The sequence below is a fragment of the Herbaspirillum sp. SJZ106 genome, assembly GCF_006715495.1.
Classification (GTDB): Bacteria; Pseudomonadota; Gammaproteobacteria; order Burkholderiales; family Burkholderiaceae_D; genus Herbaspirillum.
Genome location: NZ_VFNI01000001.1, coordinates 682,412 through 694,709, shown reverse-complemented (window position 1 = coordinate 694,709; position 12,298 = coordinate 682,412). Strand labels below are relative to the sequence as shown.

The 12,298-nt window shown below is 54.3% G+C and carries 9 protein-coding genes and 2 tRNA genes; 6 read left to right on the top strand and 5 right to left on the bottom strand.

Going from position 1 to position 12,298, the window contains the following annotated elements; all coding sequences use genetic code 11:
- Positions 1-103: 103 nt before the first annotated feature.
- Positions 104-1,330, top strand: a complete 1,227-nt coding sequence (locus tag FB598_RS03050) for an FAD-dependent monooxygenase (RefSeq protein ID WP_141913337.1) — start codon at positions 104-106, stop codon at positions 1,328-1,330.
- 714 nt (positions 1,331-2,044) lie between these two features.
- Here the strand turns inward: FB598_RS03050 and FB598_RS20640 are convergent.
- Complete coding sequence (locus FB598_RS20640) at positions 2,045-2,368, bottom strand: hypothetical protein (protein WP_183405794.1); 324 nt, start codon at positions 2,366-2,368, stop codon at positions 2,045-2,047.
- 177 nt (positions 2,369-2,545) lie between these two features.
- Here FB598_RS20640 and FB598_RS03040 point away from each other — a divergent pair, with 177 nt between their 5' ends.
- Positions 2,546-2,824, top strand: a complete 279-nt coding sequence (locus FB598_RS03040) for a mobilization protein (RefSeq protein WP_141912674.1) — start codon at positions 2,546-2,548, stop codon at positions 2,822-2,824.
- Between the two features lie 100 nt (positions 2,825-2,924).
- Here the strand turns inward: FB598_RS03040 and FB598_RS03035 are convergent, their stop codons facing one another.
- The 4 genes from FB598_RS03035 to acs all read right to left on the bottom strand — a co-directional run bounded on the left by FB598_RS03035 (position 2,925) and on the right by acs (position 8,457).
- Positions 2,925-5,165, bottom strand: a complete 2,241-nt coding sequence (locus FB598_RS03035; protein ID WP_141912672.1) for an AAA family ATPase — start codon at positions 5,163-5,165, stop codon at positions 2,925-2,927.
- 182 nt (positions 5,166-5,347) lie between these two features.
- The gene (locus FB598_RS03030) at positions 5,348-6,085 is read right to left on the bottom strand and encodes an RFX family transcription factor (RefSeq protein ID WP_141912670.1); all 738 of its coding nucleotides are present in this window, start codon (positions 6,083-6,085) and stop codon (positions 5,348-5,350) included.
- Positions 6,086-6,217: 132 nt separating this feature from the next.
- Positions 6,218-6,308: transfer RNA gene (locus FB598_RS03025), tRNA-Ser, on the bottom strand.
- Between the two features lie 166 nt (positions 6,309-6,474).
- Entirely contained in the window at positions 6,475-8,457 is a 1,983-nt protein-coding gene (acs, locus tag FB598_RS03020) for an acetate--CoA ligase (RefSeq protein WP_141912668.1), read from the bottom strand.
- A gap of 404 nt (positions 8,458-8,861) precedes the next feature.
- Here acs and FB598_RS03015 point away from each other — a divergent pair, with 404 nt between their 5' ends.
- From FB598_RS03015 to FB598_RS03000, 4 genes are all read left to right on the top strand, one after another.
- Positions 8,862-9,485 (top strand): YqhA family protein, encoded by a 624-nt coding sequence (locus FB598_RS03015; protein WP_141912666.1) that lies wholly within the window; start codon positions 8,862-8,864, stop codon positions 9,483-9,485.
- Positions 9,486-9,518: 33 nt separating this feature from the next.
- Positions 9,519-11,060 carry a fumarate hydratase gene (locus FB598_RS03010; protein WP_141912664.1) on the top strand — a complete coding sequence of 514 codons (1,542 nt, stop codon included), beginning with the start codon at positions 9,519-9,521 and terminating at the stop codon, positions 11,058-11,060.
- 117 nt (positions 11,061-11,177) lie between these two features.
- A complete protein-coding gene (murI, locus tag FB598_RS03005; protein ID WP_141912662.1) occupies positions 11,178-12,002 on the top strand; it encodes a glutamate racemase in 825 nt (274 codons plus the stop codon).
- A 169-nt stretch (positions 12,003-12,171) separates the two neighbouring features.
- A tRNA-His gene (locus FB598_RS03000) sits at positions 12,172-12,247 on the top strand.
- Positions 12,248-12,298: the final 51 nt, after the last annotated feature.

Genomic DNA, 12,298 nt, shown 5'->3' with positions numbered 1-12,298 from the left:
TACATGCTAGTTCTCTGTAGCGGTGGAATTTAAGATGCCCTTTTGCTCGATGTGACACGGTGTGCCGTGCACCGGGAACAATATGGACAAGGAGAACTTCAGCGTGGAAATCGGAATACTTGGCGGCGGCATTGCGGGCCTAAGCGTGGCACTGGCATTGCGCAAGCAGGGTTACACCCCTCGGGTCTATGAGCGCCGCGCGGGGCCGGCAACCATGGGCGCCGGCGTGACGCTCTGGCCCAATGCCAGCTTTGTGCTGAAAGAACTGGGACTGCAGCAAGACATTGAGGCCATTGGCGGTCGACCACTGACAATGCGCCGCCAGGATGCTGCGGGAAATGCACTGGGGGGCCTCGATATTGGTTTGCTGGACCGGACGATGGGATACCCAACCTACACGGTGCTGCGCAGGCACTTGCAGGAGGTATTGCTGGGCCATGCGGCACGGGCGGGGATTCCGGTGGAGTTCGGGCGCCAGGCGGTGGCCATTGAGCTGGATGCTCATGGCAGAGCCGTGGCCCATTTCGAAAATGGTACGAGCATCCGCCCGGATCTGCTCATTGGCGCCGACGGCCGCATGAAGTCAGTGGCTCGCAAGTTTGTCGCGGGTGACAACACACCAATCTATCAAGGCTTTGTGAACTGGATCGGCGTAGCGCAGGCGCCGCATGCGCTGGTGGAGGATATGTCGATTCAGGACTTCTGGGGGGCCGGCGAGCGCTTTGGTTGCGTGGCGATTCGCCCCGAACTGGTGTATTGGGCCGCGGCCCAGGCACGGCCCCTACATGAGGCCATCCCCACTGCAGATATGCACAAGGAGGTCGAGAATCTGTTCGCGGCATGGCCTGAGCCGATCTCGAGCATCATCCGTGCCACGCCCGAGAATGCCATCCGGCTGATTGCGGTGCATGATCTGGAGCCGTTGCATACATGGAGTCGGGCGAATGTACTGCTGGTCGGAGATGCTGCGCACGCGCCGTTGCCGACGTCGGGGCAAGGAGCCTGCCAGGCGCTGGAGGATGCATGGCATTTGGCGCGCTGCTTGGATGGTGCAAGTGGCGGCTTGGAAGAGGTCTTTCAGGCGTTTGCGGAAATCCGTACCTCCAAAACGGCAAGACTGGCGGAACAGGGCCGGGCCTTCGCGCGCGGGTTGTTCGCCAAAGACCCCGAAACCTGTCGCATCCGCAACGAGAGAGCCAAGGCCTCCGACCCTGTGCGTGACGTGCAGGTCCTGGCAGCCGGATGGGGGCAGGGTCTGCCGATGCCTGGTGGCGCTGACGGCACGTCAGTAAAGGGTGGTGGCTTTGACAGTCTGTACCGCATTGAATGATGCTTGCCGGATTCCGCGCGGATATCCATATCGACCAAAACACCGTCAAATCGAGCAGCGTATTTGCTTTGAGACACAGAAGCAGCGACTTCCATTAAGACGGTCTTTCCACTTCCGTTTCTTCCCCAAAGCAATGTGCATCTCGATAGCACTGCCTCTGGGAACTTTGTGCTTTCTGAAAATTTAGTAAATCCGATAGATTCTACCCATCCGAGTGGGGATGGCCTATCGTTCATTTGCTTTAAGGTGCGTGCCTCAATTAAGCGCTTCCAAGCAAAAAGGGTGTTGGCGGGATAATCTCGCCCCTTATTCTTATCAATTAAAGACGCATGGTAACTGCAACACCAAATACCATTTTTTTCACTACTGATGAAAGCAGCATCTTTCCCACCTCTTCCCCTCGGGCCATCTTCTGCTGCACTGTAGATATGGCATGCAACGCCTAAATTGATTGCACCTTCGCCGTGGTAGCTTGGCCCCATCGTAGGATTTTTACACCTAGGTACAGAACAGCGGGCACCGGCTTGACGGTATAAGGTGTCCACAACCCCGCTCTTGAAATTTATCCGATTTGAGGAAGTATCGCGAAGATTTTTCTTATTCATAGCTGTCTATTTACAGTCATCACATATAAGCTCGATTATCTACAGGCAATCCATGTTTTTAGCAATCGATAATCAGAAAATAGTATTTATAAAATAAAGGGTAGATGAATTAAAACTTCAAACGTGGGATATGAGACTGCTCCGTACCACCCGCTTTACCATCTCCAGACCTATCAACGATGTAGCTCGAAATCACCTTGCTGTCATTCGCGATCTTCAATGCAGGCTTGTAATCATGGATAACTTCAAGATTGGCTTTGCTTGGCTTGTAACCCGTAATCTGCTCTGGACGAAATGCACCTGACAACACGGCTTCAAGAAATGCTTGTCGCAGATTCTCTCGCCTGCACGATATGCGGCGGCGGCGGTGGCACTTCGCCCTGAAGATCGGGCAATCACTTTTGCACTGAGGTGGTATATCGCCATAGTTCATTTCTCCTTGAACGTCTTTTTTTGTTTTGGCATTCAGCTTTCAGCACACGTCACGCAGTGACGTATAAGTGCGCATTTCGCTGCTTTGCTCTTGACGTTTCTTTTTTGTTTGCTATTTCTAGTACTACAGCGTGAATTTGAAATGTCAACGCTCGCACAATAAAAATAGGAGATGAAAATGAGCAAACCGAATTTGGAAAAATTACTTCAGCAGAAAGCAGAACTGGATGCCCGTATTCAGCAGACCAGAAATCGTGAAGCAGCAGAGGAAAGGAAACGTGACACCAGACGAAAGATTTTGGCGGGTGCTTATGTCAGTCAGCTTGCTGAGAATGACTTGAAGAAGATCGGCAAGGAATTGGTTGCAGCAGGAATGCTGGAGCCAAGAGACTATGCTTTATTCGGAGTAGAAAATGATTCTGACAATGCTGATACTGATCGTCTGGCTTTGGTCTGATTGATTTTCGCAGAAGGATTGAAATGTGCCTGGACAGCATGGACACTTGGACGTGTGGACGGCATCAGAGTTAAAAATCATCTTTCAATCCAATTACAAATCAACCTGGTAAAGCCGCATGAGCGGGCGCCTCAAAATCAACGAAGGCATCGCCCATCATCATTTTGTAATGGGAAATGTGCCCAGATTTCTCGAATACGCCTCGGAAGACATCGAGGTAGGTATTGACCATTCCGTTTTCAATCGACACATATAAATCGTCGTTCGCGAAATGCGAACCATCATTTATCCATGAAAAAAGCGATTTACATATGAGTCGCTCTTTACCGTCAAACATGGCAAAGATCTTATCCTGATCAATTCCGCCGAGAATTTTGAAATAATTTTCAATTATTCTCCGTAGAGTATTTTGTATAGTTAAAACAGAGCGATCTTTGCGACGTACTTCGCTCCACAGCAATTCATACGACGTCTTAATTGGATTCGATTTATGGCGCTCTATAACAGAACCTGTGTCTGATTTTCTGACTATCCAGAATGACTCCTCTGCCATAGCGACATCCACACGTTTCGGATTAAATGTAATTTCCTTATGAAAATAGACATTGTGTGTGAGCATAAAAATTTGCTTGATATGGCTTTCACCTTTCCTTAGCTCTTCGAATAAACCTCTAATCAAACTGCTGACGATGAATAAGACATCGCTATCCAGGCTGGAAACGGGGTCATCAAATACAACAACTCGGTCAACTGTCATTCCACTTTCTGACTCGCTTCCTTTCAACAGGTGATAGAAGTATAAAAAAGTGACGAAGGTTTTTTCTCCTTCGCTCAATGTTTTCTTTGCGCTAGTTCCGTCTTCCCTTATAAGTTGATATGAAGATCCGTTTTCGGTTGTTGCCAAAGAAAATCCTTGGAAACCAAATGAATTCAAAAGCTGGTTGATGCCATTTACGGTTGGTTGAGTGCTAGTTATCTGCTTCTCCAACTCTTTAATTTCCTTTTCCTTTGCAACTTTAGTTAGGGTCGCATTTTGGATTTTTTCTTTGAAAGAAGTGATTGCAGCTAACAAGTTTTTTTGAGCTTCATGAAATGTAACTAAATCGCTGGATAGTTCATCGAGAACAAATTTCCATACTTGGGAAGTCAGATTTTTCTGTTCCAAGGCCAAGTTGGAAACCATCAAATTGTGTTCAGTTACTTTTGCATTTGCAGCGGAAATTAATTGGACAATTTGAACGGCGGCATTTTCTGTCGATTCGAGAGATATGACTTGACTCGCTTCCTTTTTCTTATCGTCAATTTTTTTCTTATTCAACTCAATCTTTGAGTCAATAATTTCTTTCTCAAGCTTTAGCTTCTGAATATCTAGAAATCTGGAATTGCCAGATATTAGAGCTTCGATTTTTAGTTGAAGCCTTTCGGAATCTGTCGTGTAATCAATCGATAGTTTTTGTATAGCTGTGGTGTCCGACGTGAAAGTTTCGTCAAAATACTCATGCAGACTTTCTGAAAATTTCTGCGGAGTCTTTTGTTGACAGAATGGGCACGTCTCATGATTCACATCATAAAAAGATCGACCTTGTTGCACCCAGTCACTGTTGCCAAGACTTCTTATCATGGCGGCTATGTCAACGTCATCTTTACCAATGACGCGTTTAACCAGAATTGGATTGGACTCATGCGCCAGCAGCGTATCAAATTCGATTTCTGGTATTTTTTCTTCTGTTACCGGCGTGGGCCCAAAAATTACAGCAGATTTTCTTTCTAGTTCTTCCAAAGAAAGTATCTCTGCCTTGTTAGAGATGGCCTCAGATAAGACTTTCGTTTTAAATTTTTCGGCGCTCCCGCGATACCCCTCAAAACCTCCACTTAACTTTGCATCGTACTTTTGCTTTTGCGTCCAGCACTTCGTCTTAAAATCTGATTCAAGCTTTTCAAGCTCACCGATCTTTCCACCCGTCCCATCGACACCTTGCAGAGCTAAGGTTAATGCTTGTATCTTCCCGATCGCTGTATCAATTTCTTGTTTTGCTTCTAAGATTTTTTCTTTAGTCTCAACGAGGCTTTCACCAAGAGTAAAGACCCCTTTTAACGACTCAGATTGATTGAAATTTTTCTCCACAAAGTCGCAGTTATAGACCATTGTTTGAAGTGGCGTTCCACCTTTCCAACCAATTTTGCAATGTGGAAACTGAGATCCATCAGCTATGACTCTACTGATTGTGGTCTTGCCAGAACCATTTGTACCAAAAAGAAAATTGAATTTTGCCAATTTGTCCAAGATCGCTGGAGATTTTTGATAAGTGGCAACGCGATTAACTTCAATCGATTCAATCATTTCCCGTCCTTTTTTTATATTAGATTCGGCAATAACTAGCGATCAGTTTGAATACTATATGTTGAGGAGTATGCCTCATTTGCGAAAGAAAGTTGCATGGTGCCATAACCTAGAACCCAGATAGACTTAGGCAGAAAGATACGAGTTCAATATCTTTCTGCCCATTTTTTGCACTCTAGCTCTTATCCGTAAAATGCCTTCTCAATCTCGCTCTTTTCAAGTGCGACCTGCTCAACCAAATCTTCTTTACTGAACACCCCAGTCGTGAGATTGATGCAGCGAATACGCTTCTTGTCTGCACCACTTCCCATCATTGTTCGTTTCTCTTGAATGTTCGGAAATTCGCTATGCAAACGGGTGAAGAACTGAGGAACCGCACAAGGCTGGCACCCGTTCTCTTTACAGAACTCCCTGTAGTTCTCATACAAGATAGATTTATCGTTGAATGGCTGATCAGGATCGCAATAGCTCACCCCGTTTGATTCCACCCAGTTCACCACATTGTTAGATTCAACCTTAGCGGAATGAACGGCTTTGCTATTCGCCCCGTCGTTTTGCGAAGACATGAGGGATTCGGCAATGTCCGATTTCCAGAAATCTTTGCTCGCTTGCAGCATCGCGGCTAAATCGGCGGGGTTGTTCGGATCGGCTTTCATGGTCACGCTTCCGCCGTTTAGCGTGGCGACCACAATTTCCAGTTGTTTTAATTGTTCTTCCATCTCCTTCGCACTCATGGAAAGAATGCGATTGAGCATATCGTTTTCGTTCTGATTCATTTCCCCGCCTGCCTTGTTTTTGACAATCATAGCGGAAATGAGCAAGGACTTTTCCTTGGCCTGACCCGGGCTTTTCGTGCGAAGTGAAATTCGCTGTTCTTTCCGCCTGCCAAGATAAGAAAATTGATAGCGGTAGTAATACACGCCATGTCGGGACTGGTGAATTCTGCAAGGGATTCGCATGCTCTTTCCAAGTGAAAGAGTGACCCCAAGGAGTGACACCAGCGTCGAATTGAAAATAAAAAAGCCCTTGAAAAATCAAGGGCTTAGTTATTTTGGCGGAGAGAGGGGGATTCGAACCCCCGATAGGCTATTAACCTATACACGCTTTCCAGGCGTGCGACTTCAACCACTCATCCATCTCTCCTGGATTTGGGTCGCGTTTAGCGAAGCCGCAGATTATAGCAAGATTTTCTCCAAATTGAAGCTTTTTTGCGCCCGCGGATCGTGAAAAAGCCGGCGAAACCGGGCGACTATTACTGGCGCCCTGCTCCGCCGGCCTTTTTACACGCCGATTCTGCGGCCCAACGGCCTTATTGCGCTTCCTTCAACTGGTCCAGGATGGCCGGGTTTTCCAGGGTGGAGATGTCCTGGGTAATCTCTTCGCCCTTGGCCAGCACGCGCAGCAAGCGACGCATGATCTTGCCGGAGCGGGTCTTGGGCAGATTATCGCCGAAACGGATTTCCTTGGGCTTGGCGATCGGGCCGATTTCCTTGGCGACCCAGTCGCGCAATTCCTTGGCGATGACCTTGGCTTCGTCGCCGGTGGGGCGCGGGCGTTTCAAGACGACGAAGGCGCAGATCGATTCGCCGGTGGTTTCGTCCGGCTTGCCCACGACTGCGGCCTCGGCCACCAGGCTGTTGGCGACCAACGCCGATTCGATTTCCATCGTGCCCATGCGGTGGCCGGAGACGTTGAGCACATCGTCGATGCGGCCGGTGATGGTGAAGTAACCGGTCTCCTTGTTGCGCACCGCGCCGTCGCCGGCGAGGTAGGTCTTGCCGCCCAGTTCCTCGGGGAAGTAGCTCTTCTTGAAGCGCTCGGGGTCGTTCCAGATGGTGCGGATCATCGACGGCCAGGGGCGCTTGACGACCAGGATGCCGCCATTGCCGTTGGGCAGGTCGTTGCCGGTCTCGTCGACGATGGCGGTAGTGATGCCCGGCAGCGGCAAAGTGCAGGAGCCCGGCACTTGCGGCGTGGCGCCCGGCAGCGGCGAGATCATGTGGCCGCCGGTTTCGGTCTGCCAGAAGGTGTCGACGATCGGGCATTTTTCGCGGCCGATGTTCTTGTAGTACCACATCCAGGCTTCCGGATTGATCGGCTCGCCCACCGAACCGAGGATGCGCAGCGTGGACAGGTCGTATTGCCTGGGGTGCACCTTCTCGTCGGCGTCGGCGGCCTTGATCAGCGAGCGGATGGCGGTCGGCGCGGTATAGAAGATGGTGGCCTTGTGGCGCGCGACCATGTCCCAGAAGCGACCGGCGTTGGGATAGGTCGGTACGCCCTCGAACACGATCTGGGTGGCGCCTACCGCCAGCGGGCCGTAGGCGATGTAGGTGTGGCCGGTGATCCAGCCGATGTCGGCGGTACACCAGTAGATGTCGTCGGGCTTGATGTCGAAGGTCCACTTCATCGTCAGCGCGGCCCACAGCAGGTAGCCGCCGGAGGAATGCTGCACGCCCTTGGGCTTGCCGGTGGAGCCGGAGGTGTAGAGGATGAACAGCGGATGCTCGGCATCCACCCATTCCGGTTCGCAGGCGTCGGACTGGTTGGCCACGACGTCGTGCAGCCAGAGGTCGCGCCCTTGCACCCAGTTGATCTCGGCACCGGCGCGCTTGTAGACGACCACGTTTTTGATGGTGTCGCAGCCGCCCATGGCGAGCGCTTCGTCGACGATGGATTTGAGCGGCAGTTGCTTGCCGCCGCGCACCTGGTAGTCGGCAGTCAGCACGGCCACGGCGCCGGCGTCGATCACGCGCTCTTGCAGCGACTTGGCGGAGAAGCCGCCGAACACCACCGAGTGGGTGGCGCCGATGCGCGCGCAGGCCTGCATGGCGGCCACGCCTTCGACCGACATCGGCATGTAGATGACCACGCGGTCGCCCTTCTTCACGCCCAGCGATTTGAGGCCATTGGCGAATTGGCAGACCTTGCTGTGCAGTTCGCGGTAAGTGACGCGGGTGACCTTGGCGTCGTCGGACTCGAAGATGATGGCGACCTTGTCGGCGTTGCCGTTCTCAAGATTGACGTCCAGGCAGTTGTAGGAAACGTTGAGCTGGCCGTCTTCAAACCATTTGTAGAACGGCGCGTCGGCTTCGTTCAAGGTCTTGCTGAAGGGTTTGCGCCATGTCAGGTTGTCCTTGGCCAGCCTGGCCCAGGTGCCTTCATAGTCGCGTTCGAATTCGGCGTTCAGCGCATGATAGGCATCCATGCCCGAAATGGCGGCATGCTTGGCCAGTTCGGCCGGCGGTGCAAATACGCGGTTCTCTTGCTTGAAAGTTTCGATGTCAGCCACGGTAGTCTCCACTAGGTAGTTTTTGCTTTCCGCAAAACATAGGCCGTTTCACTTACTCAGTCCTTACACAAACGGCAATGTTCCCGGGCGGGAACGCCTGTGCGCAAGGCTTTGCGGGCGATCGCCGGCGTTTTTGCGAAATGCTGAAAAGAATGTTCAAAGGCACGGACTCGGCAAACGCTTCCATCCAGTGAGACTGGAATCATGTCGATATGTCCACGACCCGTCCATTGTGGCATAGCCGGATGTTTCCCGCAGGTACTGCGCGGCTCGCGTTTGGCGGCATTTTCTCTTGCGCGGCCGCAGGAACCGATGCCCAAGGGAGTGTAGAATACGGCCCCAATTCGAACCCGATAATCGATGCCAGCCATACCTCGCCAGATTTCAAGCGCCAATCGACCTCCATGAAAGATCCGCAACAAAAATCCTCCCGCAAGATCGGCATCCTGCCCAACCTGATTTTCATGAGCCGCTGGCTGCAGTTGCCGCTCTACCTGGGCCTGATCCTGGCGCAGTGCGTCTACGTCTATCACTTCTGGGTCGAACTGTCGGACCTGATCGGCGCGGCCCTGGGCAACGCCTCCTCGCTGGAACACATCCTCGATGCCGTGGCCATCGCCGGCTCGCCGCGCCCGGACAAGCTCAATGAACAAACCATCATGCTGGTGGTGCTGGCGCTGATCGATGTGGTGATGATTTCCAACCTGCTGATCATGGTGATCGTGGGCGGCTATGAGACATTCGTCTCGCGCATGAACCTGGAAAGCCATCCCGACCAGCCGGAATGGCTGTCGCACGTCAATGCGTCGGTGCTGAAGGTGAAGCTGGCCACGGCCATCATCGGCATCTCCTCGATCCACTTGCTGAAGACCTTCATCAACGCCAACCTGTACGACGCCAAGACCTTGCTGGCGCAGACCGGCATCCACCTGACCTTCCTGGTTTCCGCCATGGCCATCGCGTATTGCGACAAGCTGATGGCGCACCCCGTGCCGCAACCGCCCGATTCGCCCGACGCACCGCACTGACCGCCCCTATTCCAAACCCCGAGAGAACCAGCCATGACCATCATCAAGCAAGACGATCTCATCGAATCCGTAGCCGCCGCGCTGCAGTACATCAGCTACTACCACCCGGTGGACTATATCCAGCACCTGGCGCGCGCCTACGAGGCCGAGCAGAACCCGGCTGCCAAGGATGCGATCGCCCAGATCCTGACCAACTCGCGCATGTGCGCCGAGGGCAAGCGCCCGATCTGCCAGGATACCGGCATCGTCAACGTGTTCCTGAAGGTGGGCATGGGCGTGCGCTTCGAAGGCTTCACCGGTTCCATCGCCGACGCCGTCAACGAAGGCGTGCGCCAGGGCTACATGCATCCGGACAACGTGCTGCGCGCCTCGATCGTGGCCGACCCGCAGTTCGAGCGCAAGAACACCAAGGACAACACCCCGGCCGTGATCCACATGGAGCTGGTGCCGGGCAATACCGTCGACGTGCGCATCGCTGCCAAGGGCGGCGGCTCCGAGAACAAGACCAAGTTCGTCATGCTCAACCCGTCCGACAACCTGGTGGACTGGGTGCTCAAGACGGTGCCGACCATGGGCGCCGGCTGGTGCCCGCCGGGCATGCTGGGCATCGGCATCGGCGGCACCGCCGAGAAGGCCATGCTGATGGCCAAGGAAGTGCTGATGGACGACATCGACATGTACGAGCTCAAGAAGCGCGGCCCGAACAACAAGACCGAGGAACTGCGCATCGAGCTGTGCGACAAGGTCAACGCGCTGGGCATCGGCGCGCAAGGCCTGGGCGGCCTGACCACCGTGCTGGACGTGAAGATCATGATGCACCCGACGCACGCCGCGTCCAAGCCGGTCGCCATGATCCCCAACTGTGCCGCCACCCGCCACGGCCACTTCGTGCTGGACGGCTCGGGCCCGGCCTACATGGAACCGCCGTCGCTGTCGGAATGGCCGGAAGTGCACTGGGTGCCGGATACCGAGAAGTCCAAGCGCGTCGACCTCAATACGCTGACCAGGGAAGAAGTCGCCTCCTGGAAGCCGGGCCAGACCCTGCTCCTGAACGGCAAGATGCTGACCGGCCGCGACGCCGCGCACAAGCGCATCCAGGACATGCTGGCCAAGGGCGAGAAGCTGCCGGTGGACTTCACCAACCGCGTGATCTACTACGTCGGCCCGGTCGATCCGGTGCGCGATGAAGTGGTCGGCCCGGCCGGCCCGACCACCGCCACCCGCATGGACAAGTTCACCGACATGATGCTGGAGCAGACCGGCCTGATTTCCATGATCGGCAAGTCCGAGCGCGGCCCGACCGCGATCGAAGCGATCAAGAAACACAAGTCGGCCTACCTGATGGCGGTGGGCGGCTCGGCCTACCTGGTGTCCAAGGCGATCAAGTCAGCCAAGGTGCTGGGCTTCGCCGACCTGGGCATGGAAGCGATCTATGAGTTCGACGTCAAGGACATGCCGGTGACGGTGGCGGTCGATGCCAATGGCATTTCGGTGCACAACACCGGCCCCGCCGAGTGGAAGGAAAAGATCGCGCAGAGCGTTTCGCTCTCCAAGATCCCCGTCACCACTGCTTGACCGAACCAAGCGCCAACAGCACTACCGTGAATTGCCCGTCATCGCAGGAGAAACCGAAGCGACATGCCGCAACCTAGTTCTGAAGCTTCCTCCGAGATGACGCCCGCAGTTCCATCGATGCCGATGACAGCCGACGCTGCCATCGGCATTTTCGATTCCGGCATCGGCGGCCTGTCGGTGCTGCGCCACATCCACGCTGCCCTGCCCCACGAGACGCTGCTGTACTTCGCCGACTCCGGTTATGCGCCCTACGGCGACAAGACCGAGGGCGAGATCGTCGAGCGTTCGCTGGCGATCGCCTCCTTCCTCATCACGCAAGGCATCAAGGCCCTGGTGGTTGCCTGCAATACCGCCACTGCCGCAGCCATCCAGGCGATACGCCAACGTTGGCCGGAATTGCTGGTGGTCGGCATCGAACCGGGGCTCAAACCCGCGGCCCAGCAAACCGAAAGCGGCGCCGTGGGCGTGCTGGCCACGCGCAGCACGCTGGCCAGCCAGCGCTTCGCCACGCTGCGGGAGCAGATGGAAACGCAATACCGGGTGCGCTTCTTGCCGCAGGCCTGCGTCGGCCTGGTGGACCTGATCGAGAAAGGCGAACTGTATTCGCCCACGACGGTGTCGCTGCTGGAACGCTATCTGGCGCCGCTGCTGGAACAAGGCGCCGATACCCTGGTGCTGGGCTGCACGCATTATCCTTTCGTCAGGGAAGCCATCGAAGGCGCATGCCGCCGGCTGGCCGGCCGGCCATGCGCGGTCATCGATACCGGCGAGGCCGTCACCCGGCAACTGCTGCGCCTGCTGCAGGCGCAAGGCTTGCGCCGGGATATCGGCCCCGGCGCATTGACCGGCTACACCAGCGCCAGCCGTTCGACGCTGGAACATGCCTTCGCCACGCTGCTGGAGCTGCGTCCGGAGGTGCATGCATTGGGCCGGCAAGCCTGAATCCGGGCGAAAGCCGCCATATCGGCGCGCGCCGGCCGGGCCATGCCCGCCCGATGGCGTTTTCGTCAAGAAATGGGGAATATAGTTGCCATCCGTCCCGAGGCTTTGTATAATCGTGAGCTTCGCTGATTGATCGCAGCAGTTTTGCTTTCATATCAACGCATCAGTGGTGGCTGTAGCTCAGTTGGTAGAGTCCAGGATTGTGATTCCTGTTGTCGCGGGTTCGAGTCCCGTCAGCCACCCCAATTTTCAAAAGTCGTTATAACTCAACGACTTAGATCAGGGAAAATCTGATC

Excerpts from the sequence above, each read along its gene's own strand:
- FB598_RS03015 (WP_141912666.1), top strand. The coding sequence starts at position 8,862 with ATGAAAGATCCGCAACAAAAATCCTCCCGCAAGATCGGCATCCTGCCC.
- FB598_RS03010 (WP_141912664.1), top strand. The coding sequence starts at position 9,519 with ATGACCATCATCAAGCAAGACGATCTCATCGAATCCGTAGCCGCCGCG.
- FB598_RS20640 (WP_183405794.1), bottom strand. The coding sequence starts at position 2,368 with ATGAACTATGGCGATATACCACCTCAGTGCAAAAGTGATTGCCCGATC.
- FB598_RS03035 (WP_141912672.1), bottom strand. The coding sequence starts at position 5,165 with ATGATTGAATCGATTGAAGTTAATCGCGTTGCCACTTATCAAAAATCT.
- murI (WP_141912662.1), top strand. The coding sequence starts at position 11,178 with ATGCCGATGACAGCCGACGCTGCCATCGGCATTTTCGATTCCGGCATC.
- FB598_RS03040 (WP_141912674.1), top strand. The coding sequence starts at position 2,546 with ATGAGCAAACCGAATTTGGAAAAATTACTTCAGCAGAAAGCAGAACTG.